Here is a 22,357-nt window from a genome sequence, read left to right as displayed (position 1 = left end):
TTCCTCCATTTTTCCGCTGTGTTAGCTGACTAAACTAGTATCATTCCCCGAAGTCTTCAGGATGAGAACGTATAACGATGAAAGGCAGTAACAAATCCCGCTGGGCAATCGCCGCTGGCATCATTGTGGTGGTCCTTGCCGCCGCCTGGTACTGGCACAGTCAATCCGCGAACTCCGCAGCCCCCGCGGGTGCAAATAGTCAGGCACAGCGCCCGGCAGGCGGAGGGCGTCACGGCATGCGCGGCGGCGCGCTGGCGCCGGTCCAGGCGGCGACGGCAGTGAATAAAGCCGTTCCTCGCTATCTTACTGGCCTTGGGACCATTACCGCCGCCAACACCGTGACGGTGCGCAGCCGCGTCGACGGCCAGCTGATGGCCATTCACTTCCAGGAAGGTCAGCAGGTTAAAGCGGGCGATCTGCTGGCCGAAATAGACCCGAGCCAGTTTAAGGTCGCCCTCGCCCAGGCGCAGGGGCAGCTCGCGAAAGACAAAGCCACGCTCGCCAACGCCCGCCGCGATCTGGCCCGCTACCAGCAGCTTGTGAAAACCAACCTCGTATCTCGTCAGGAGCTGGACACCCAGCAGTCGCTGGTCAGCGAAACGCAGGGCACCATCAAAGCCGACGAGGCCGCCGTGGCCAGCGCCCAGCTGCAGCTGGACTGGAGCCGCATCACCGCGCCGATTGACGGACGCGTGGGCCTGAAGCAGGTCGATATCGGCAACCAGATCTCCAGCGGCGACACCACGGGCATAGTGGTCATCACCCAGACCCACCCGATTGATTTAGTCTTTACCCTACCGGAAAGCGACATTGCGACCGTGGTGCAGGCGCAAAAATCCGGGAAGGGGCTGGTGGTGGAAGCCTGGGACCGCAGCAACAAGCAGAAGCTGAGCGAAGGTTCCCTGCTCAGCCTGGATAACCAGATCGACACCACCACCGGCACCATCAAGCTGAAGGCGCGCTTTAACAATCAGGACGATGCCCTCTTCCCGAACCAGTTCGTCAACGCGCGTATGCTGGTCGCGACCGAAGAGAACGCGGTAGTGATCCCCACCGCTGCGCTGCAGATGGGTAACGAAGGTAATTTCGTCTGGGTACTTAACGGCGACAATAAGGTCAGCAAGCACCTGGTGAAAACCGGTATCCAGGACAGCCAGACGGTGGTCATCGCCGCCGGCCTTTCCGCAGGCGACCGCGTGGTCACCGACGGCATTGACCGTCTGACCGAAGGGGCCAAAGTGGAAGTGGTTGAACCTGCGAAACAGGGAGAGAAATCCTGATGCAGGTGATGCCCCCAGGCTCTACAGGCGGGCCGTCACGCCTGTTTATCCTTCGTCCTGTCGCCACCACGCTGCTGATGGTGGCGATCCTGCTCGCCGGGATTATCGGCTATCGCTTCCTGCCCGTGTCGGCGCTGCCGGAGGTGGATTACCCAACGATTCAGGTTGTCACTCTCTATCCCGGAGCCAGCCCGGACGTTGTGACGTCCGCCATTACCGCCCCGCTGGAGCGCCAGTTCGGCCAGATGTCCGGGCTAAAACAGATGTCCTCCCAGAGTTCCGGCGGGGCATCCGTCGTGACGCTGCAGTTCCAGCTGACGCTGTCGCTGGACGTCGCCGAGCAGGAGGTGCAGGCCGCCATCAACGCCGCCACCAACCTGCTGCCGTCAGACCTGCCCAACCCGCCGGTCTACAGCAAGGTGAACCCGGCCGATCCGCCAATCATGACGCTTGCCGTCACCTCCTCCGCCATGCCGATGACCCAGGTCGAAGACATGGTCGAAACGCGCGTGGCGCAGAAAATTTCACAGGTCTCCGGCGTCGGCCTCGTCACGCTGGCGGGCGGCCAGCGCCCCGCCGTGCGCGTGAAGCTTAACGCGCAGGCGATTGCCGCGCTGGGCCTGACCAGCGAAACCATCCGCACCGCCATCAGCAGCGCCAACGTTAACTCGGCAAAAGGCTCGCTGGACGGCCCCACCCGCGCCGTCACGCTCTCGGCGAACGACCAGATGCAGTCCGCCGACGAATATCGTCAGCTGATTATCGCTTACCAGAACGGTGCGCCGGTGCGTCTGGGTGATGTGGCGACCGTCGAACAAGGGGCGGAAAACAGCTGGCTCGGCGCCTGGGCGAACAAACAGCAGGCGATCGTGATGAACGTCCAGCGCCAGCCGGGCGCAAACATCATTGAAACCGCCGACAGTATTCGCACCATGCTGCCGCAGCTGATCGAAAGCCTGCCGAAATCGGTCAACGTAAAAGTGCTTTCCGACCGTACCACGAATATTCGCGCGTCGGTCACCGACACCCAGTTCGAGCTGATGCTGGCAATTGCGCTGGTGGTCATGATCATCTATCTGTTCCTGCGTAACGTTCCGGCGACCATTATTCCCGCCGTCGCCGTACCGCTCTCGCTGGTCGGCACCTTTGCGGTGATGGTGTTCCTCGATTTTTCGATTAACAACCTGACGCTGATGGCGCTCACCATCGCCACCGGGTTCGTGGTGGATGACGCTATAGTCGTCATCGAGAACATCTCGCGCTATATCGAGAAAGGCGAAAAACCGCTGGCCGCCGCGCTGAAGGGCGCAGGGGAAATCGGCTTTACCATTATCTCGCTGACCTTCTCATTGATTGCGGTGCTGATCCCGCTGCTGTTTATGGGCGATATCGTCGGGCGGCTTTTCCGCGAGTTTGCCGTCACGCTGGCGGTCGCCATTCTGATCTCCGCCGTGGTGTCGCTGACCCTGACGCCGATGATGTGCGCCCGCATGCTGAGCCACGAGTCGCTGCGCAAGCAAAACCGCTTCTCGCGCGCCTCCGAGCGCATGTTCGAGCGGATTATTGCCGCCTACGGACGCGTGCTGGCGAAAGTCCTGAACCATCCGTGGGCCGCGCTCGGCGTGGCGCTGGGAACCCTGGCGCTCAGCGTGATGCTGTGGATTTTCATTCCGAAAGGCTTCTTCCCGATCCAGGACAACGGCATTATTCAGGGCACGCTTCAGGCCCCGCAGTCGGTCTCCTTCGCCAGTATGGCCCAGCGCCAGCAGCAGGTGTCTGAGATCGTTATGAAAGATCCGGCGGTCGAGAGCCTGACCGCCTACGTGGGTGTCGACGGCACCAACCCGTCGCTCAACAGCGCGCGTCTGCAGATCAACCTTAAGCCGCTGGATGAGCGCGACGATCGCGTCAACGCCGTCATTGAGCGGCTGCAAAACGCCGTCGCGCGGGTGCCGGGCGTTGAGCTTTACCTGCAGCCGATTCAGGATTTGACCATTGATACTCAGGTCAGCCGCACGCAGTACCAGTTCACGCTGCAGGCCACCTCGCTGGACGCGCTCAGCACCTGGGTGCCGCAGCTGGTAAATAAGCTTAACACCCTGCCGCAGCTCTCCGACGTCAGCAGCGACTGGCAGGACAAAGGGCTGGCGGCATACGTGAACGTCAACCGCGATACCGCCAGCCGTCTGGGCATTACCATGTCAGACGTGGACAACGCCGTGTACAACGCCTTCGGTCAGCGCCTGATCTCCACCATCTACACCCAGGCCAACCAGTATCGCGTGGTGCTGGAGCACAACACGGACAACACGCCTGGCCTGGCGGGGCTGGACTCGGTGCGCCTGACCAGCAAAGACGGCGGCATTGTGCCGCTGAGCGCTATCGCCACGGTGGAAGAACGCTATACCCCGCTGTCGATCAACCATCTGGATCAGTTCCCGTCCACCACCATTTCCTTCAACGTGCCGGACAATTATTCTCTCGGCGAAGCGGTGGAGGCCATTCAGGCGGCTGAAAAAGAGCTCAGCTTCCCGTCCGATATTCAGACCCAGTTCCAGGGCAGCACGCTGGCGTTTCAGGCCGCGCTGGGTAACACCATCTGGCTTATCGTCGCGGCGGTAGTGGCGATGTACATCGTGCTCGGGGTGCTGTACGAAAGCTTTATCCACCCAATCACCATCCTCTCTACCCTGCCGACAGCGGGCGTGGGGGCGCTGCTGGCACTGATGCTGGCGGGCAGCGAGCTGGACGTCATTGCCATCATCGGCATTATCCTGCTTATAGGGATCGTGAAGAAAAACGCCATCATGATGATCGACTTCGCCCTGGCCGCCGAGCGCGAGCAGGGCATGTCGCCGCGCGACGCCATCTTCCAGGCCTGTCTGCTGCGTTTCCGTCCGATCCTGATGACCACGCTGGCCGCCCTGCTGGGCGCGCTGCCGCTGATGCTCAGCACGGGCGTCGGCGCGGAGCTGCGCCGTCCACTGGGTATCGGCATGGTCGGCGGTCTGCTGGTGAGCCAGGTGCTGACCCTCTTCACTACGCCGGTGATCTACCTGCTGTTTGACCGCCTGGCGCTGTGGACCAAAAGCCGTTTCCCGAAACGTGAAGAGGAGGCATAAGTGAAGTTTTTTGCCCTCTTCATTTATCGCCCGGTGGCGACGATATTAATCTCGCTCGCCATTACCCTCTGCGGCGTGCTGGGCTTCCGGCTGCTGCCGGTGGCCCCCCTGCCGCAGGTGGATTTCCCGGTGATCATGGTCAGCGCCTCGCTGCCGGGCGCGTCACCGGAGACCATGGCCTCGTCGGTTGCCACGCCGCTGGAGCGTTCGCTCGGGCGGATTGCGGGGGTCAACGAGATGACCTCCAGCAGCTCGCTGGGCAGCACGCGCATCATTCTGGAGTTCAGCTTCGACCGGGATATCAACGGCGCGGCGCGCGACGTGCAGGCGGCCATCAACGCCGCACAAAGCCTGCTGCCGAGCGGGATGCCGAGCCGCCCAACCTACCGCAAGGCCAACCCGTCCGATGCGCCGATCATGATCCTGACGCTGACCTCGGATACGTATTCTCAGGGGCAGCTTTACGACTTTGCGTCTACCCAGCTGGCGCAGACCATCTCACAAATTAACGGCGTCGGTGACGTGAGCGTCGGCGGGAGCTCCCTGCCCGCCGTGCGCGTCGGCCTAAACCCGCAGGCGCTGTTCAACCAGGGCGTGTCGCTGGATGACGTGCGCTCCGCCATCAGCACGGCCAACGTCCGCAAACCGCAGGGGGCGATTGAGGACGGCAGCCACCGCTGGCAGATCCACACTAACGACGAGCTGAAAACCGCCGCGGAATATCAGCCGCTCATTATTCACTACAACAACGGCGCGGCGGTGCGCTTGAGCGACGTTGCCAGCGTTACCGACTCGGTGCAGGACGTGCGCAACGCCGGGATGACCAACGCGAAACCGGCCATTCTGCTGATGATCCGCAAGCTGCCGGAAGCGAATATTATTGAGACGGTGAACAGCATTCGCGCCCGTCTTCCGGACCTGCAGGAGACCATCCCGGCAGCAATCGATCTGCAAATTGCCCAGGATCGCTCCCCGACCATTCGCGCTTCGCTTGAAGAGGTGGAGCAAACGCTGATTATCTCCGTCGCCCTGGTGATCCTGGTGGTCTTCCTGTTCCTGCGATCCGGCCGCGCGACGCTTATTCCGGCGGTGGCCGTTCCGGTCTCGCTGATCGGTACCTTTGCCGCCATGTACCTGTGCGGATTTAGCCTCAACAACCTGTCGCTGATGGCCCTGACGATAGCGACGGGCTTCGTGGTGGATGACGCCATCGTGGTGCTGGAAAACATTTCCCGCCACCTGGAAGCGGGCGTGAAGCCGCTGCAGGCCGCGCTGCAGGGCACGCGCGAGGTGGGCTTTACGGTGCTCTCCATGAGCCTGTCGCTGGTGGCGGTATTCCTGCCGCTGCTGCTGATGGGCGGGCTGCCGGGCAGGCTGCTGCGCGAGTTTGCCGTCACCCTCTCCGTCGCCATCGGGATTTCGCTGGCGATCTCCCTAACGCTGACGCCGATGATGTGCGGCTGGATGCTCAAGCGCAGCAAGCCCCATTCGCAGCCGCGCCGCAAAGGCTTTGGTCGCTTCCTGATGGCCATGCAGGAAGGCTACGGCAAATCGCTGAAGTGGGTGCTGAACCATACCCGGCTGGTCGGCCTGGTGCTGATCGGTACCATCGTGCTCAACGTCTGGATGTACATCACCATCCCGAAAACGTTCTTCCCGGAGCAGGACACCGGCGTGCTGATGGGGGGGATTCAGGCGGACCAGAGCATTTCGTTCCTGGCGATGCGCGGCAAGCTGCAGGACTTCATGAAGATCATTCGTGAAGACAAAGCCGTGGATAACGTCACCGGCTTTACCGGCGGGTCACGCGTCAACAGCGGGATGATGTTTATTACCCTGAAACCGCGCGGCGAGCGCAACGAAACCGCCCAGCAGGTGATTGACCGCCTGCGGGTGAAGCTCGCCAAAGAGCCGGGGGCAAACCTGTTTTTGATGGCCGTTCAGGATATCCGCGTCGGCGGCCGTCAGGCGAACGCCAGCTATCAGTACACGTTGCTCTCGGACGATTTAGCCGCCCTGCGGGAGTGGGAGCCGAAGATCCGCAAGGCGCTGGCCGCCCTGCCGCAGCTGGCGGACGTCAACTCCGATCAGCAGGATAACGGCGCCGAGATGGCCCTGACCTACGACCGCGAAACCATGTCGCGGCTGGGCATTAACGTTGAAGCCGCCAACAGCCTGCTGAACAACGCCTTCGGCCAGCGCGAGATCTCCACCATCTACCAGCCGATGAACCAGTATAAGGTGGTGATGGAGGTCGATCCGCGCTACACCCAGGACATCAGCGCTCTGGACAAAATGTTTGTGATTAACAACGACGGCAAGGCGATTCCGCTCTCCTACTTTGCCAGCTGGCAGCCGGCCAACGCGCCGCTGTCGGTGAACCACCAGGGGCTATCGGCGGCGTCGACTATCTCCTTTAACCTGCCCGCCGGTTCGTCGCTTTCTGAAGCCAGCGACGCAATTAACCGCGCGATGACGCAGCTTGGCGTGCCGTCCACCGTGCGCGGCAGCTTTGCCGGCACCGCGCAGGTGTTCCAGGAGACGATGAATTCGCAGGTGATTTTGATTCTGGCCGCCATCGCCACGGTTTATATTGTGCTGGGCGTGCTGTACGAGAGCTACGTTCACCCGCTGACCATTCTCTCGACGCTGCCGTCGGCGGGCGTTGGGGCGCTGCTGGCGCTGGAGCTGTTCGGCGCGCCGTTCAGCCTGATCGCGCTCATCGGAATCATGCTATTAATTGGTATTGTGAAGAAAAACGCGATCATGATGGTCGACTTCGCGCTGGACGCCCAGCGTAACGGCAATCTATCGCCGGAAGAGGCCATCTTCCAGGCCTGCCTGCTGCGTTTTCGTCCGATCATGATGACCACCCTGGCGGCGCTGTTTGGCGCGCTGCCGCTGGTTATCTCGGGCGGCGACGGCTCCGAGCTGCGCCAGCCGCTGGGGATCACCATTGTCGGCGGCCTGGTGATGAGCCAGCTGCTGACGCTATACACCACGCCGGTGGTCTATCTGTTCTTCGACCGCCTGCGGCTGCGCTTCTCGCGTAAAAACAGAACCACGGTGACCGAGTAAATGACCGATCTCCCCGCTAACGTTCGCTGGCAGCTATGGATAGTCGCTTTCGGCTTCTTTATGCAGTCGCTGGATACGACCATCGTCAACACCGCCCTCCCCTCTATGGCGAAAAGCCTGGGGGAGAGCCCGCTCCATATGCACATGGTGATTGTCTCCTACGTGCTGACGGTCGCCGTGATGCTGCCCGCCAGCGGCTGGCTGGCGGACAAAGTGGGCGTGCGGAATATCTTCTTTACCGCCATCGTGCTGTTTGCCACCGGCTCGCTGTTTTGCGCCCAGGCCAACACCCTCGACCAGCTGGTCATGGCGCGCGTGCTGCAGGGCGTCGGCGGGGCGATGATGGTCCCTGTCGGGCGGCTAACGGTGATGAAGATCGTGCCGCGCGAGCAGTACATGGCGGCGATGACCTTTGTGACCCTGCCCGGTCAGGTGGGGCCGCTCCTGGGCCCGGCGCTCGGCGGCATTCTGGTGGAGTACGCCTCCTGGCACTGGATCTTCTTAATCAATCTTCCTGTTGGCATCATCGGCGCCATCGCCACCCTGACGCTGATGCCGAACTACAAAATGCAGACGCGGCGCTTTGATTTCTTTGGCTTTATCCTGCTGGCGGCGGGCATGGCCACGCTTACCCTGGCGCTCGACGGGCAAAAAGGGCTGGGGATTTCGCCCCTGACGCTGGGGATGCTGGTCGTTATCGGCATCACCGCCATTCTGTGGTATCTGCGGCATGCCAGAGGTAACGATAAGGCGCTGTTCAGCCTGAGCTTGTTTAAAAACCCTACCTATCGCCTTGGCCTGTTCGGCAGCTTCGCCGGGCGCGTCGGCAGCGGCATGCTGCCGTTTATGACGCCCGTTTTCCTGCAAATCGGAATGGGATTTTCGCCGTTCCACGCGGGCCTGATGATGATCCCGATGGTGCTCGGCAGCATGGGAATGAAGCGCATCGTGGTACAGGTGGTGAACCGCTTTGGCTATCGTCGCGTGCTGGTGACCGCCACGCTGGGGCTGGCGCTGGTGAGTCTGCTGTTTATGGCCGTGGCGCTGATGGGCTGGTACTACGTTCTGCCGCTGGTGCTGTTCTGCCAGGGGATCGTCAACTCCATGCGCTTCTCGTCGATGAATACCCTGACGCTGAAGGACCTGCCGGACGATCTGGCGAGCAGCGGCAACAGCCTGCTGTCGATGATCATGCAGCTCTCGATGAGCGTCGGGGTGACCATCGCGGGTTTACTGCTCGGCATGTACGGCCAGCACCACCTCAGCGTCGACACGCCGGTGGCGCATCAGGTCTTTTTGTATACCTATCTCAGCATGGCGGTCATCATCGCCCTGCCCGCTTTCATCTTCGCCAGAGTGCCGGATGATACCAGCAAGAACGTCGTGATTAGGCGCGGCAAAAGGAGTGGTTCATGAAATTCTGGCGTCCGGGCATTACCGGCAAGCTCTTCGTGGCGATATTTGCCACCTGTATCGTCCTGCTGATCACCATGCACTGGGCGGTGCGGATCAGCTTCGAGCGCGGTTTTATTGATTACATCAAGCATGGCAATGAACAGCGTTTACAGGGCTTAAGCGATGCGCTGAGTGAACAGTACGCCCAGCACGGCAACTGGCGTTTTCTGCGCAATAACGACCGCTTTATTTTCCAGATCCTGCGCTCGCTGGAGCACGATACCGGTGACGATCGCCCGGGGCCGGGCATGCCGCCGCACGGCTGGCGCACCCAGTTCTGGGTGATTGACCAGGACATGCGCACGCTGGTGGGTCCGCGTGCGCCGATACCGCCGGACGGCACCCGTCGTGCGATTAAAGTCAACAATGCGACAGTCGGCTGGGTTATCGCCTCTCCGGTGGAGCGCCTGACGCGCAACACCGACATCAACTTTGACCGCCAGCAGCGCCGGACAAGCTGGCTGATTGTCGCCCTCTCCACCCTGCTCGCCGCGCTCGCCACCTTCCCGCTGGCGCGCGGCCTGCTCGCTCCGGTGAAACGGCTGGTGGAAGGGACGCACAAGCTCGCCGCCGGGGATTTCACCACCCGCGTCGATACCCGCAGCCAGGACGAACTGGGCAAGCTGGCGCAGGACTTTAACCAGCTCGCCAGCACGCTGGAGAAGAACCAGCAGATGCGCCGCGACTTTATGGCCGATATCTCCCACGAGCTGCGCACGCCGCTGGCGGTGCTGCGCGGCGAGCTGGAGGCCATTCAGGACGGCGTGCGCCAGTTTACGCCAGAATCGGTGGCCTCTCTGCAGGCGGAGGTGGGCACGCTCACCAAGCTCGTGGACGATCTCCACCAGCTCTCCATGTCCGACGAAGGCGCGCTGGCCTACCAGAAGGCGCCGGTGGACGTAATTAACATTCTGGAAGTGATCAGCGGCGCCTTCCGCGAGCGGTTTGCCAGCCGCAACCTGAAAATCGACCTCTCCCTGCCGGACAGCGCGGTGGTGTTTGGCGACAAGGACCGGCTGATGCAGCTGTTCAATAACCTGCTGGAAAACAGCCTGCGCTACACCGACAGCGGCGGTGGGCTACATATCTCCGGCAGGCAGGAAAACGGGCGCTTTGCCCTCACCTTCGCGGATTCCGCCCCCGGCGTGCAGGACGCGCAGCTGGAAAAATTGTTTGAACGTTTTTACCGTACCGAAGGCTCCCGCAACCGCGCCAGCGGCGGTTCCGGCCTGGGGCTGGCGATTTGCGTTAACATCGTTGAGGCGCATAATGGCACGATCCGCGCCTCCCATTCGCCTTTTGGCGGGGTTAGCATTACAGTAGAGTTACCTCTGGAACGGGATTTATCGAGAGAAGTATGACCGAGTTACCGATTGACGAAAACACGCCGCGCATTTTGATCGTGGAAGACGAACCCAAGCTTGGGCAGCTGCTGATCGACTATTTACGTGCGGCCAGCTACGCCCCCTCGCTGATAAGCCACGGCGACCAGGTGATGCCATACGTGCGCCAGACCCCGCCGGATCTGATCCTGCTTGATTTAATGCTGCCGGGCGTTGACGGGCTGACCCTGTGCCGGGAAATTCGTCGCTTCTCCGACGTGCCGATCGTCATGGTCACCGCCAAAATTGAAGAGATTGACCGCCTGCTGGGGCTCGAAATTGGCGCGGATGATTACATCTGCAAGCCCTACAGCCCGCGTGAAGTGGTCGCCCGCGTGAAAACCATTCTCCGCCGCTGCAGGCCGCAGCGCGAGCTTCAGGTGCTGGACGCCGAAAGCCCGCTGATTGTCGACGAAAGCCGCTTCCAGGCGAGCTGGCGCAGCAAGCTGCTGGACCTGACCCCTGCGGAGTTCCGCCTGCTGAAAACCCTCTCCCACGAGCCGGGAAAAGTCTTCTCCCGCGAACAGCTGCTGAACCACCTGTACGACGATTACCGCGTGGTGACCGACCGCACCATCGACAGCCACATTAAAAACCTGCGCCGCAAGCTGGAGGCGCTGGACGCCGAGCAGTCGTTTATCCGCGCGGTGTATGGCGTGGGGTATCGCTGGGAAGCGGATGCGTGCAGGATAGCGTGACCTTTCGACGCTGAAACCCGCCCCAGGGCGGGTTTTTCTTTTCTGGAATCAATTCAGGAATCAACCATACTCTTTTTACCGGTTCGCTTGCTTAAAACTGGTGCCTCTCACTTTACTTTCGATCAAGGAGTTCCTATGTCTGGTTGGTTCGAATTAAGTAAAAGCAGTGATGGTCAGTTCAGGTTTGTGCTGAAGGCGGGTAACGGAGAGACCATTCTTACCAGCGAGCTTTACACCAGTAAAAGTGCCGCCGAAAACGGCATTGCCTCCGTACGCACGAACAGCCCCCTGGACGAGCGCTATGAGAAGAAAACAGCCTCTAACGGTAAGTACCATTTCAATCTCAAGGCAGGCAATCATCAGGTGATTGGCAGCAGTCAGCTTTATGCAACGGAACAATCGCGTGATAAGGGCATAGCCTCGGTCAAAACTAACGGGTCCACTCAGACGGTAAAAGACAACACCTGACAACACGAAGCACGCCGGGATAGCGGTGACGCGACCCGGCGCTTTACCTCCCTGCCCCGCAGCGCTACAATGCCCGCCCTTAATGTGGGGGATCTCCCCTTACCGCTGCACCTGGTGCATGCGGATCTGACCTGTCATCAGAACGAGAACAAACATGTTTAAACCGGAACTCCTTTCCCCGGCGGGAACGCTGCAAAATATGCGTTACGCTTTCGCCTATGGCGCCGACGCCGTGTATGCGGGCCAGCCGCGCTACTCGCTGCGCGTACGTAATAACGAATTCAACCACGAGAACCTGCAGCTCGGCATCAACGAGGCGCACGCTCTGGGTAAAAAATTCTACGTGGTCGTGAACATCGCGCCGCACAACGCCAAGCTGAAAACGTTTATCCGTGACCTGAAGCCGGTGGTCGATATGGGGCCGGACGCGCTGATCATGTCGGACCCGGGATTAATCATGCTGGTTCGGGAAAACTTCCCGGAGATGGATATTCACCTCTCCGTCCAGGCTAACGCCGTCAACTGGGCGACGGTGAAGTTCTGGAAGCAGATGGGGCTGACCCGCGTCATTCTGTCCCGAGAGCTTTCGCTGGAAGAGATCGAAGAGATCCGCACCCAGGTGCCGGATATGGAAATCGAAATCTTCGTTCACGGCGCGCTGTGCATGGCCTACTCCGGCCGCTGCCTGCTCTCCGGCTATATCAACAAGCGCGACCCGAACCAGGGCACCTGCACCAACGCCTGCCGCTGGGAATATAACGTCCAGGAAGGCAAAGAGGATGACGTCGGCAACATCGTGCATAAGCACGAGCCGATCCCGGTGACCAACGTCGAGCCTACGCTGGGCATCGGCGCGCCAACCGACAGCGTGTTTATGATTGAAGAAGCCAAACGCCCGGGCGAGTACATGACCGCCTTTGAAGACGAGCACGGCACCTACATCATGAACTCGAAAGATCTGCGCGCCATCGCCCACGTTGAGCGTCTGACCCAGATGGGCGTGCACTCCCTGAAGATCGAAGGCCGCACCAAATCCTATTACTACTGCGCGCGCACCGCGCAGGTGTACCGCAAAGCCATCGACGATGCGGCGGCCGGTAAACCGTTCGATACCAGCCTGCTGGAAACTCTGGAAGGCCTGGCGCACCGCGGCTATACCGAAGGCTTCCTGCGTCGTCATACCCATGACGACTACCAGAACTACGAGCACGGCTACTCCGTTTCCGAGCGCCAGCAGTTTGTCGGCGACTTCACCGGCGAGCGCAAAGGCGCGCTGGCAGCCGTCGCGGTGAAAAACAAATTCACCAAAGGCGACAGCCTGGAGCTGATGACCCCGCAGGGCAACATGAACTTCACGCTGGAGCATCTGGAAAACGGCAAAGGCGAGGCGATTGACGTGGCGCCGGGCGACGGTCATACCGTCTGGCTGCCGGTTCCGGAAGAGGTGGAGCTGAAGTTTGCGCTGCTGATGCGTAACTTCAACGGTGAAAGCACCCGAAACCCACACGGCAAATAGTTAATCAGGGAAATTTTTTCGCGCTGGGATAATTCTTAGAATCGGATCACATACCGCTTCGTTCAATACGGGTATTATCCCCCCGCTGAAAAACATAACCCATAAATGCTAGCTGTACCAGGAACCACCTCCTTAGCCTGCGTAATCTCCCTTACGCGGGCTTATTTTTTTTGCCTTCTCTCTCCTCAACCCAGGCAATCAGTTCGTCGATTTGCCCCTCCGAGAACACGGCTATCCCATGCTCTGCGAGCAACGATGCAGCAACACCCCTCCCCGCTTTATGTATCCCGCGAAAAGATCCGTCATAAATAAACTGACTGCCGCACGTTGGGCTGCCATCGGTTAATAGTGCTGCGCTACACCCCGACTCCTGAGCAGCGCGTAGCGCGAGCCAGGCTGCAAGCTGATACTGCTCAGTCACATCCTGCCCTGTATTTTCACTAATTCTGGCTTGCCCGCGCATTACGTCTTTGCCATCAGCGGACATAATCTCTGCCGGAGGACGAGGTACAGTCAGCCCGGCCGCAAGTTCAGGGCAGTGGATAACCAGACGCTGTTCCTGCTGCCAGCGAGCGAGCAGCTCGTTCATTCGCGCTTTTTCACTTCCGTTGTAACGAACCTTAAAGCCCATCAGGCACGCGCTTACCAAAATTTTATTCATCATCACTTTCCTGTGATTACGTTACTATCATCGCTGGAGTGTAACGCGCTTTCGGGCATATTTTGTTCCTTTCATCCTGTTCTTACCCGCTTTTTTCCTCTCTGCTATACACTCTTACTAACGCTAAAAAAGGGAGCAGCGCGGATGGCAACCTATCCAGACAGTTTATTGATTCTCAATGGCAAAAGTGCGGGCAACGATCTGCTGCGTCAGGCCATCATAGGTTTGCGTGACGATGGCGCGCGCATTCACGTTCGGGTGACGTGGGAAAAAGGCGACGCGGCACGCTATATCAATGAAGCCCTCGGGCTTGGCGTTGAGACCATCATTTCCGGCGGCGGCGATGGCACTATCAATGAGATTGCCTCAGCGCTAATCGACCTACCCCCGGCAAACCGCCCGGTGATGGGCATTTTACCGCTCGGCACCGCCAATGACTTTGCCACCAGCGCCGGGATCCCGGAGGAGTTAGAGAAGGCGCTCCAGCTGGCGATCCTCGGCAAAGCCACCGCTGTGGATATTGCGCAGGTGAATGATAAAACTTGCTTTATCAATATGGCGACGGGCGGGTTTGGCACGCGCATCACCAGCGAAACGCCGGAAAAGCTGAAGGCGGCGCTGGGCGGCGTGTCATACCTGATCCACGGCCTGATGCGCATGGACACCCTCAAGCCTGACCGCTGCGAAATTCGCGGCGAGGATTTTCAGTGGCAGGGTGACGCGCTGGTAATTGGGATTGGCAACGGACGTCAGGCGGGCGGCGGACAGCAGCTCTGCCCGGAGGCGCTGATTAATGACGGACAGCTTCAGCTGCGTATTTTCACGGGCGACGGCCTGCTGCCCGCGCTGTTTACCACGCTGACGCAGCCGGAAGAGAGTCCAAATATCATCGCCGGGAAATCGGCGTGGTTTGAAGTGAATGCTCCCCACGGAATGACCTTTAACCTCGACGGAGAGCCGCTGAGCGGGACGCAGTTCCGCATTGAGGTGTTGCCCGGCGCGCTGCAGTGCCGACTGCCGCCGGACTGTGTGCTTTTGCGCTGATGTTTCGCACGGTGCGCGATGATGCCCTCTCCCACCGGGAGAGGGAGATGGAGCCGTCAGGCAATCGTGACTTTGCTATCCAGATAGACGTCCTGAACCGCATTGATCAGCTTCACGCCGTCGGCCATCGATTTCTTGAACGCCTTGCGGCCAAGGATCAACCCCATGCCGCCCGCACGTTTGTTGATCACCGCCGTACGCACCGCGTCTGACAGGTCGGTATCACCGCCCGCCGCGCCGCCTGAGTTAATCAGCCCCGCGCGGCCCATGTAGCAGTTCGCCAGCTGGTAGCGCACCAGGTCGATCGGGTTATCGCTGGTCAGCTTGCTGTAAACGCGATCGTCGGTGTAGCCAAAGTTCACCGCTTTATAGCCGCCGTTATTCTCGGCCATTTTCTGCTTCACGATATCCGCGCCGATGGTCGCCGCCAGGTGGTTCGCCTGCCCGGTCAGGTCGGCGGATATATGGTAATCCACGCCGTCTTTCTTGAACGCGTTGTTGCGCAGATATGCCCACAGTACGGTGACCATGCCCAGCTCGTGCGCACGCTCAAACGCCGCGGAGATCTCTTCAATCTGACGACGGGACTGTTCGGAGCCGAAGTAAATCGTCGCCCCTACCGCCACCGCGCCCATGTTGAACGCCTGCTCGACGCTGGCGTAAAGGGTCTGGTCATATTCGGTTGGGTAGCTAAGGGTTTCGTTGTGGTTCAGCTTCACGAGGAATGGAATGCGGTGGGCATAGCGACGCGAAACCGAGGCCAGCACGCCGTAGGTCGACGCCACGCAGTTACAGCCCGCCTCAATCGCCAGCTCAACAATGTTCTTCGGATCGAAGTAGAGAGGATTCGCCGCAAAAGAGGCGCCCGCAGAGTGCTCAACGCCCTGGTCCACCGGCAGGATTGAGAGATACCCGGTGCCGCCGAGCCGCCCGGTGTTGTAGAGCGTCTGCATATTTCGCAGGACCGCAGGCGGACGGTTGTTATCGATCATCACGCGGTCAACGTAGTCGTGACCAGGCAGATACAGCTGGTCGGCTGGAATGGTCATACAACGATGCTGTAAAAGGCTGTCGGCGTCTTTGCCAAGCAACTGCGCAATATCAGTCATGTGATACTCCCGTAAGTCCGACGTCGTGTCGGTGTGTGTTTATCCAGTCCCATCTTTTATGGGCAGACTAAGCCTGGTACCGACTTAACAGATTTTCCACCTTTTGCATTTTTTTTCAGCACAATCTGCTGGCTCGATTCGTGTACAACAAAACTGTTACATTGATCAAACAATCGCCACAAAGGTATTTAAAAGGTATTATTGAGTGGTATGTTAAAGGCGTACCCTCTCTGACATGCAGGATTAAAAAATGAAAACGAAAGTCCAACTGTCATTCATGATGTTTGTTGAATGGTTTATCTGGGGCGCGTGGTTTGTGCCGCTGTGGCTGTGGCTGAGCAAAAGCGGTTTTACCGCCGGGGAAATCGGCTGGTCTTACGCCTGTACCGCCATTGCCGCGATCCTCTCCCCGATTCTGGTCGGCTCGCTGACGGACCGCTTCTTCGCCGCGCAGAAAGTGCTGTCAGCGCTGATGTTCGCCGGTGCGATTCTGATGTACTTCGCCGCACAGCAAACCCAGTTCAGCACCTTCTTCCCGCTGCTGCTGGTTTACTCCCTGACCTACATGCCCACCATCGCGCTGACCAACAGTATCGCCTTTGCCAACGTGGACGACGTCGAGGCCGATTTCCCGCGCATCCGCGTGATGGGCACCATCGGCTGGATCGCCTCCGGTCTTGCGTGCGGGTTCCTTCCGCAGATGCTGGGCTACAGCGATATTTCCGACACCAACATCCCGCTGCTGATGACGGCAGCCAGCTCCGCCCTGCTCGGCGTCTTTGCCCTGTTCCTGCCGAACACCCCGCCGAAAAGTACCGGCAAGCTGGACTTCAAAGTGATGCTCGGGCTGGACGCGCTGATCCTGCTGCGCGACAGAAACTTCCTCGTATTCTTCTTCTGCTCGTTCCTGTTCGCCATGCCGCTGGCCTTCTACTACATCTTCGCCAACGGCTATCTCACCGAAGTGGGAATGAAAAACGCCACCGGCTGGATGACGCTCGGCCAGTTCTCCGAAATCTTCTTTATGCTCGCCCTGCCGTTCTTTACCAAACGCTTTGGTATTAAGAAGGTCTTACTGCTGGGTCTGATCACGGCCGCCATCCGCTACGGGTTCTTCGTATACGGCGGTGCGGAACAGTACTTCACCTACGCCCTGCTGTTCCTCGGGATTCTGCTGCACGGCGTGAGCTACGACTTCTACTATGTCACCGCGTATATCTACGTGGATAAAAAAGCGCCGGTGCACATGCGCACCGCCGCGCAGGGCCTGATTACGCTGTGCTGCCAGGGCTTTGGTAGCCTGCTGGGTTACCGCCTGGGCGGCGTGATGATGGAAAAAATGTTCGCATACAAAGAGCCGGTGAATGGGCTGACCTTCAACTGGGCCGGAATGTGGACGTTTGGTGCAATCATGATTGCCGTGATTGCCGTGCTGTTTATGCTGTTTTTCCGCGAATCGGACAAAGAGATCGCCGCAATTGCGGTGGTTGATGGCGATACCGCGCTGACACAAGGGGAAGTTAAATGAAACAAGACCGTGTTCTCGGGGCCCTTTACGGGCAGGCGTTAGGGGATGCGATGGGCATGCCGTCGGAGCTGTGGCCGAGAAAGCGCGTAAAGTCGCACTTCGGCTGGATCGACCGCTTTTTACCCGGCCCGGCAGAGAATAATGCGGCCTGCTATTTCAAACAGGCAGAGTTCACCGACGATACCTCAATGGCGCTGTGCCTGGCGGATGCGATTATTGAGTGTGAAGGAGACATCAACGCGGACGTTATCGGCAAGCATATTCTGCACTGGGCGCTCGATTTCGATGCGTTTAATAAGAACGTGCTCGGCCCGACCTCCAAAATCGCGCTTAACGCGATTCGCGACGGCAAGCCGGTGAGCGAACTGGAAAACAACGGCGTGACCAACGGGGCGGCGATGCGCGCGTCCCCGCTGGGCTGCCTGCTTCCGGCCACGCGTCTGGAACACTTTGTTGAGCAGGTGGCGCTGGCCTCCAGCCCGACCCATAAATCCGACCTCGCCATTGCCGGCGCGGTGGTGATTGCGTGGGCGGTTTCCCGTGCCGTCGACGGCGAAAGCTGGCAGAACATCGTCGATGCCCTGCCGGGTATCGCCCGCTATGCGCAGGAGGCGAAAACCACCACCTTCAGCGCGTCGCTGGCGGCGCGTATTGAGCTGGCGCTTAAAACCGTACGGGAAGCCAACGGGGTTGAGTCCGCCAGCGAGCAGATTTATCAGCTTGTCGGCGCAGGAACCAGCACCATTGAGTCCGTCCCGGCGGCCATTGCGATGGTCGAACTGGCGGAAACCGATCCGAACCGCTGCGCCATTTTATGCGCCAACCTGGGCGGCGATACGGACACCATTGGCGCCATGGCGACAGCCATCTGCGGCGCGCTCCACGGCGTCCAGGCAATTGACCCGGCGCTCAAAGCCGAACTTGACGCCGTCAACCGGCTCGATTTCGGCCACTATAGCGAGAAACTGCTGCACTACCGGGAGCAAAGGGAGGGCGTATGAGTTCATTTGCCCAACGTCTCGACACCCTGCACGCCACGCGCCCGCTGACGGTGCTGGGCGCGGCGGTGATAGACGTCATCGCCGACGCCTACGCCCTGCCCTGGCGCGGGTGCGATATCGAGCTCAAACAGCAGGGCGTGAATATTGGCGGCTGCGCGCTGAATATCGCCATCGCCCTGAAGCGGCTCGGCATTACAGCGCAAAACGCCCTGCCCGTTGGTCACGGGGTATGGGCGGACATCATCCGCAACGCCATGGCGAAGCAGGATCTGCACAGCGCCATCGAGGCCGAAACCGGCGATAACGGCTGGTGCCTGGCGCTGGTGGAGCCAGACGGCGAGCGCACCTTTATGTCCTTTAGCGGCGTGGAGAACCAGTGGCAGCAGCGCTGGCTTGATGTGCTTAACATCCCGTCGAAGAGCCTGGTCTACTTATCCGGCTACCAGCTGGCCTCGCCGTGCGGCGAGCTGCTGACACGCTGGCTGGAGGGGTTGCGGGACGTGACGGCGTTTATCGATTTCGGCCCTCGCATCGCGGATATCCCCGACGCGCTGATGGCGCGGATTATGGCCTGCAGGCCGATCGTGTCGCTCAATCGTCAGGAAGCGGAGATCGCAGCCGAACGACTGGGCGTAGCGGCTGAAAACCTGGGTGCGGAGTGGCAGCAGCGCTTCGGCGCCGCGCTGATTGTGCGTCATGATAAAGACGGCGCCACATGGTATGACGGTGACGTCTCGGGCGTTGTTCCGGCGTTCCCAGCGACGGTTGTGGACACCATTGGCGCAGGCGACAGCCACGCGGGCGGCACGCTTGCCGGGCTGGCGGCGGGATGGTCCCTGGCAGACGCCGTTCTGTTGGGGAATGCCGTGGCGTCCTGGGTAGTCAGCCACCGCGGCGGGGACTGCGCCCCGACTCGCGACGAATTATTCCTCGCACACAAAGACGTATAGATCGCTGCGACAGTAGCTGATGCTGTACTCAATCGGCCGGTGCTGTTGGTCAAGCGCAACCTGCTTGATCACCAGCACCGGTATTTTTTCGTCCATCTTAATGTGCGCCTGAAACTCGCTGTCCGGCATGCGGGCGCTAACCCGTGAACGGGTGCGCTGCGGGAAGATATTCTGGCTGCGGAAGTAGTCGTACAGCGAAATGCCAATCGCATCCGGATCGGGAATGAGGCCAACCGGCACCCAGGACTCTTCAATCGACACCGCATCGTCATCCACATAGCGAATGCGCTTGAGCAAAAAGACCTCGCTGTCCGGAGGAATCGACAGGTGGTTTGCGACCTCTTCCGGGCACTTCACCACCCGCTTGTTGACCCACAGCGTATTAGGCTTTTGGCCGCGCAGCACTACCTGCTGGGAAAAACCGCGCGCCTCTTTCAGCAAATATTCAAAGATATTGTTGATTTGCGTGCCATAGCCACGGGAGCGCGTCACCACGCCCTCTTCCTCCAGCGCCTGCATCGCCTTTCGCACAGTGATGCGCGACACCCCGGTTAACTGGCTCAGATCGCGCTCGCCGGGCAAAATATTCCCGTGCTCCAGCACCCCGCTGCGCACCGCGTTTTTTACCGTTTCGGCAAATTTCAGGTACAGCGGCGTGTTGTCAGGCGCGGCGATCCGTTCATTCAGTTGAGCGATTAACCGGGTATGCGCTTGTTCCATCTCTGTTTTCTCAGGCGTGGTGTTTCCTGCCAGTATACTGGGTTACCACCATGCATGAAAATGATGAACCGGTCCAATACCGTGACCCACTTCCAGAGTATCGGCTTTTGCCAGCGCCGCCGAGAGCCAGGTTTTCGCTTCGCGCACCGTATCAGCCCAGCAGTCATGCCGCGGGCGCAGCGCCGCCAGCGCGGCGGAGAGCGTGCAGCCCGTGCCGTGGGTGTTTTTGGTCTGCACGCGCGGCGCGGTAAAACGTACTTCGCCGTCGCGGGTAAAGAGCCAGTCCGGGCTTTCAGCGTCGTCAAGATGACCGCCCTTCATCAGAACCGCCCCGCAGCCCATCGCCAGCAGCGCGTTTCCCTGCGCTTTCATCTCGCGTTCAGTTTGCGCATGCGATGTGCCTAACAGCGCGGCGGCTTCCGGCAGATTGGGCGTGATAAGCGCCACCTGCGGCAGTAGCTTTGTACGCAGCGTCTCCACGGCGGAGACGGAGAGCAGCGGGTCGCCGCTTTTAGCCAGCATGACGGTATCAAGCACCACGTTTTGCACCTGATAGCGTTTAAGCCGCTCGGCCACCGCTTCCACAATATCCGTCTCGGCCAGCATGCCGATTTTGGTGGTATCGATGCGCACATCGCTGAACACTGAATCCAGCTGCGCGGCAACAAAATCCGGCTCGATACGGTAGACCGACTGCACGCCGCGCGTGTTTTGCGCCACCAGCGCGGTAATGACCGAGCAGCCGTACGCGCCAAGGGCCGAGAAGGTTTTGAGATCGGCCTGGATACCCGCGCCGCCGCTGGGATCGGTGCCGGCAATGGTCAGGGCGTTAATCCGCTTCATGCCTGCTCCTCCAGCGTATAGAGCGCATCCAGAAACGCGCTGGCAAAACTGCCCGGGCCACGCGACTGCGCAACGGCCACCGTTCCGGCTCGTTTCATCCATCCGCAGGCGGCAGCGACGTTATCCATCCGGTCGCCCGGCAGCGAGCAGCTCGCCGCCACAACGGCAGAAAGCGCGCATCCGGTTCCCACTACGCGCGTCATCAACGGATCGCCGCCCGTTACCGTGCGGGTACGTTGCCCGTCAGTGATGTAATCCACCTCGCCGGTGACGACCACAACGGCATTGGTCTGGCGAGCCAGCGCCTGTGCTGCGGGCACCGCGCTGGCTGCGGTATCGGTCGTATCGACGCCGCGCCCGCCCGCGCTCATTCCGGCAAGGGCCAGAATCTCGGAGGCATTGCCGCGAATGGCGGCCGGTTTCAGGGCGAGAATTTGATGGCAAAAGCGGGTGCGGAACGTCAGGGCGCCCGCAGCAACCGGGTCCAGCGTCCAGGGCTTGCCTGCAGCCACAGCGCTTTCTATTGCCCGACGCATCGCCTGGGCACGCGGCGAGGTCAGCGTACCAACGTTAATCAGCAGCGCATCGGCGATGCCGGCAAACTGTTCAGCCTCTTCGGCCTCAATCACCATCGCGGGTGATGCGCCAAGCGCCAGCAAAACGTTGGCCGTGAAGGTCTGTACGACATCGTTGGTCATACAGTGGGTCAGCGGAGAACGGGTTCGGAAGTGGTGTAAAACGTGTAAATCGAGCAGGTCAGGCTGCATGGGTTCGCTCCTGCCTTGCGTGAAGAAGCGATGACCGGGAAGGCATCTGACTTCCCTACGCTGGCATTATCCAGATCAGGTAATACGGGTATTTCTCAGCCTTCACAAAGAAGGGCACCCCGAGTCAAAATACTTTTAAAACAGTAAGTTATAAAACTCATTAACGTTATGTAGTGTAACCGCGGGCCCAGGCCAGGCGCAAGGAGTTTCGATTTATCACGCCGTTTGTCACAGCGGAAATCTCCAGACGCTCTTTCCCGTCATTTGCCAACATTTATTACGCTTTAGTTAAGTCTGGTTCAGTAATTGTTAATACGTTATTGAAAAACTTTATTACGTACTTTTGCTGAGACTATTATTTTTTATTACGTGCTCATTCCGCTTTTATAAGATAGATAAACTTCTTTCGCATGAAAGAATAAGAAAGTACTAATTTATTTAACTCTATTAAACATTTGTACTTTCATCAATAGCTTAACGCTTCCCTTGATTTATCGCACAATCCATAAGTTAATGTATACATTAAATAAACCTCCTCGATACAGCACCCTGCCCTTTCATTTATTCATATCATTTATGATTTAGATCAAAATTATCAATTTGGGTTTAATCGATAGTTTATTCACGCTACTAAAAAAGGTCCGGGCATCGAATATCCAGTATTGACATACGGAAATACAGATATCCACACGCCACTAAAGCCAAAACTGTTCTGCTTAATTTTGTTTTTTTATA

17 protein-coding genes and 1 riboswitch are annotated in these 22,357 nt (G+C 59.4%); of the genes, 12 read left to right on the top strand and 5 right to left on the bottom strand.

Features of this window, described 5'->3' with window-relative positions; genetic code table 11:
• The first annotated feature begins 77 nt into the window (after nucleotides 1–77).
• The 8 genes from ACMWLG_RS04200 (at nucleotide 78) to yegQ (ending at nucleotide 12,999) form a co-directional block, all read left to right on the top strand.
• The gene (locus ACMWLG_RS04200) at nucleotides 78–1,280 is read left to right on the top strand and encodes an MdtA/MuxA family multidrug efflux RND transporter periplasmic adaptor subunit (RefSeq protein ID WP_045402981.1); all 1,203 of its coding nucleotides are present in this window, start codon (nucleotides 78–80) and stop codon (nucleotides 1,278–1,280) included.
• The gene (locus ACMWLG_RS04195) at nucleotides 1,280–4,402 is read left to right on the top strand and encodes an MdtB/MuxB family multidrug efflux RND transporter permease subunit (protein WP_045402977.1); all 3,123 of its coding nucleotides are present in this window, start codon (nucleotides 1,280–1,282) and stop codon (nucleotides 4,400–4,402) included. Before ACMWLG_RS04200 ends, ACMWLG_RS04195 begins: the two co-directional genes overlap by 1 nt.
• Nucleotides 4,403–7,480: a multidrug efflux RND transporter permease subunit MdtC gene (gene mdtC, locus ACMWLG_RS04190; RefSeq protein WP_045402973.1), complete on the top strand. Its 3,078-nt coding sequence runs from the start codon at nucleotides 4,403–4,405 to the stop codon at nucleotides 7,478–7,480.
• Nucleotides 7,481–8,896, top strand: coding sequence for an MFS transporter (locus tag ACMWLG_RS04185; RefSeq protein WP_045402972.1), 1,416 nt, complete (start codon nucleotides 7,481–7,483; stop codon nucleotides 8,894–8,896).
• On the top strand, nucleotides 8,893–10,296 hold the full coding sequence (gene baeS / locus ACMWLG_RS04180; protein WP_045402970.1) for a two-component system sensor histidine kinase BaeS: 1,404 nt from the start codon (nucleotides 8,893–8,895) through the stop codon (nucleotides 10,294–10,296). Before ACMWLG_RS04185 ends, baeS begins: the two co-directional genes overlap by 4 nt.
• Nucleotides 10,293–11,015 carry a two-component system response regulator BaeR gene (gene baeR, locus ACMWLG_RS04175; RefSeq protein WP_045402967.1) on the top strand — a complete coding sequence of 241 codons (723 nt, stop codon included), beginning with the start codon at nucleotides 10,293–10,295 and terminating at the stop codon, nucleotides 11,013–11,015. Before baeS ends, baeR begins: the two co-directional genes overlap by 4 nt.
• Before the next feature lie 135 nt (nucleotides 11,016–11,150).
• Entirely contained in the window at nucleotides 11,151–11,483 is a 333-nt protein-coding gene (locus tag ACMWLG_RS04170) for a YegP family protein (protein ID WP_045402964.1), read from the top strand.
• 154 nt (nucleotides 11,484–11,637) lie between these two features.
• A complete protein-coding gene (yegQ, locus tag ACMWLG_RS04165; RefSeq protein ID WP_023312421.1) occupies nucleotides 11,638–12,999 on the top strand; it encodes a tRNA 5-hydroxyuridine modification protein YegQ in 1,362 nt (453 codons plus the stop codon).
• Between the two features lie 151 nt (nucleotides 13,000–13,150).
• On the opposite strand, the gene ACMWLG_RS04160 is transcribed toward yegQ, so the two are convergent.
• On the bottom strand, nucleotides 13,151–13,663 hold the full coding sequence (locus tag ACMWLG_RS04160; RefSeq protein ID WP_045355486.1) for a DUF523 domain-containing protein: 513 nt from the start codon (nucleotides 13,661–13,663) through the stop codon (nucleotides 13,151–13,153).
• A 141-nt stretch (nucleotides 13,664–13,804) separates the two neighbouring features.
• On the opposite strand from ACMWLG_RS04160, the gene yegS reads away from it, so the two are divergent.
• Nucleotides 13,805–14,704 carry a lipid kinase YegS gene (gene yegS, locus ACMWLG_RS04155; protein WP_045402961.1) on the top strand — a complete coding sequence of 300 codons (900 nt, stop codon included), beginning with the start codon at nucleotides 13,805–13,807 and terminating at the stop codon, nucleotides 14,702–14,704.
• A 56-nt stretch (nucleotides 14,705–14,760) separates the two neighbouring features.
• Here the strand turns inward: yegS and fbaB are convergent, their stop codons facing one another.
• Nucleotides 14,761–15,813 (bottom strand): class I fructose-bisphosphate aldolase, encoded by a 1,053-nt coding sequence (gene fbaB, locus ACMWLG_RS04150; RefSeq protein ID WP_045402957.1) that lies wholly within the window; start codon nucleotides 15,811–15,813, stop codon nucleotides 14,761–14,763.
• A 250-nt stretch (nucleotides 15,814–16,063) separates the two neighbouring features.
• Between fbaB and ACMWLG_RS04145 the strand changes: the two genes are divergently transcribed.
• From ACMWLG_RS04145 to ACMWLG_RS04135, 3 genes are read left to right on the top strand one after another with little or no spacing between them, the layout of a single operon-like run.
• The gene (locus ACMWLG_RS04145) at nucleotides 16,064–17,341 is read left to right on the top strand and encodes a nucleoside permease (RefSeq protein WP_045402954.1); all 1,278 of its coding nucleotides are present in this window, start codon (nucleotides 16,064–16,066) and stop codon (nucleotides 17,339–17,341) included.
• Entirely contained in the window at nucleotides 17,338–18,342 is a 1,005-nt protein-coding gene (locus tag ACMWLG_RS04140; protein ID WP_045402951.1) for an ADP-ribosylglycohydrolase family protein, read from the top strand. The genes ACMWLG_RS04145 and ACMWLG_RS04140 overlap by 4 nt, the downstream gene beginning before the upstream one ends.
• Nucleotides 18,339–19,292, top strand: coding sequence for a PfkB family carbohydrate kinase (locus ACMWLG_RS04135; protein WP_045402948.1), 954 nt, complete (start codon nucleotides 18,339–18,341; stop codon nucleotides 19,290–19,292). The genes ACMWLG_RS04140 and ACMWLG_RS04135 overlap by 4 nt, the downstream gene beginning before the upstream one ends.
• Here ACMWLG_RS04135 and ACMWLG_RS04130 read toward each other — a convergent pair.
• Genes ACMWLG_RS04130 through thiM form a run of 3 tightly spaced genes read right to left on the bottom strand, consistent with a single transcriptional unit; the run spans nucleotide 19,266 to nucleotide 21,622 of the window.
• The gene (locus tag ACMWLG_RS04130) at nucleotides 19,266–20,012 is read right to left on the bottom strand and encodes a GntR family transcriptional regulator (RefSeq protein WP_045402945.1); all 747 of its coding nucleotides are present in this window, start codon (nucleotides 20,010–20,012) and stop codon (nucleotides 19,266–19,268) included. The two genes, ACMWLG_RS04135 and ACMWLG_RS04130, sit on opposite strands and share 27 nt — an antisense overlap.
• A 42-nt stretch (nucleotides 20,013–20,054) precedes the next feature.
• Nucleotides 20,055–20,855 (bottom strand): bifunctional hydroxymethylpyrimidine kinase/phosphomethylpyrimidine kinase, encoded by an 801-nt coding sequence (gene thiD, locus ACMWLG_RS04125; RefSeq protein ID WP_045402942.1) that lies wholly within the window; start codon nucleotides 20,853–20,855, stop codon nucleotides 20,055–20,057.
• On the bottom strand, nucleotides 20,852–21,622 hold the full coding sequence (thiM, locus tag ACMWLG_RS04120; protein WP_045402937.1) for a hydroxyethylthiazole kinase: 771 nt from the start codon (nucleotides 21,620–21,622) through the stop codon (nucleotides 20,852–20,854). Before thiM ends, thiD begins: the two co-directional genes overlap by 4 nt.
• Nucleotides 21,623–21,657: 35 nt before the next feature.
• Nucleotides 21,658–21,754, bottom strand: a riboswitch (TPP riboswitch).
• Nucleotides 21,755–22,357: the final 603 nt, after the last annotated feature.

Origin of the sequence: Enterobacter sp. 01-M-02-SI-ECC (assembly GCF_047530595.1) — a bacterium.
Lineage (GTDB): Bacteria > Pseudomonadota > Gammaproteobacteria > Enterobacterales > Enterobacteriaceae > Enterobacter > Enterobacter cloacae_M.
This window is presented reverse-complemented; position numbering and strand designations above follow the sequence as displayed.

Bases quoted from the DNA above. Each gene is read 5' to 3' on its own strand.
- thiM (WP_045402937.1), bottom strand. From the start codon at position 21,622: ATGCAGCCTGACCTGCTCGATTTACACGTTTTACACCACTTCCGAACC.
- baeS (WP_045402970.1), top strand. From the start codon at position 8,893: ATGAAATTCTGGCGTCCGGGCATTACCGGCAAGCTCTTCGTGGCGATA.
- ACMWLG_RS04145 (WP_045402954.1), top strand. From the start codon at position 16,064: ATGAAAACGAAAGTCCAACTGTCATTCATGATGTTTGTTGAATGGTTT.
- ACMWLG_RS04160 (WP_045355486.1), bottom strand. From the start codon at position 13,663: ATGATGAATAAAATTTTGGTAAGCGCGTGCCTGATGGGCTTTAAGGTT.
- ACMWLG_RS04130 (WP_045402945.1), bottom strand. From the start codon at position 20,012: ATGGAACAAGCGCATACCCGGTTAATCGCTCAACTGAATGAACGGATC.
- ACMWLG_RS04140 (WP_045402951.1), top strand. From the start codon at position 17,338: ATGAAACAAGACCGTGTTCTCGGGGCCCTTTACGGGCAGGCGTTAGGG.
- yegQ (WP_023312421.1), top strand. From the start codon at position 11,638: ATGTTTAAACCGGAACTCCTTTCCCCGGCGGGAACGCTGCAAAATATG.
- ACMWLG_RS04185 (WP_045402972.1), top strand. From the start codon at position 7,481: ATGACCGATCTCCCCGCTAACGTTCGCTGGCAGCTATGGATAGTCGCT.
- ACMWLG_RS04200 (WP_045402981.1), top strand. From the start codon at position 78: ATGAAAGGCAGTAACAAATCCCGCTGGGCAATCGCCGCTGGCATCATT.
- baeR (WP_045402967.1), top strand. From the start codon at position 10,293: ATGACCGAGTTACCGATTGACGAAAACACGCCGCGCATTTTGATCGTG.
- ACMWLG_RS04195 (WP_045402977.1), top strand. From the start codon at position 1,280: ATGCAGGTGATGCCCCCAGGCTCTACAGGCGGGCCGTCACGCCTGTTT.
- ACMWLG_RS04135 (WP_045402948.1), top strand. From the start codon at position 18,339: ATGAGTTCATTTGCCCAACGTCTCGACACCCTGCACGCCACGCGCCCG.
- thiD (WP_045402942.1), bottom strand. From the start codon at position 20,855: ATGAAGCGGATTAACGCCCTGACCATTGCCGGCACCGATCCCAGCGGC.
- fbaB (WP_045402957.1), bottom strand. From the start codon at position 15,813: ATGACTGATATTGCGCAGTTGCTTGGCAAAGACGCCGACAGCCTTTTA.
- ACMWLG_RS04170 (WP_045402964.1), top strand. From the start codon at position 11,151: ATGTCTGGTTGGTTCGAATTAAGTAAAAGCAGTGATGGTCAGTTCAGG.
- yegS (WP_045402961.1), top strand. From the start codon at position 13,805: ATGGCAACCTATCCAGACAGTTTATTGATTCTCAATGGCAAAAGTGCG.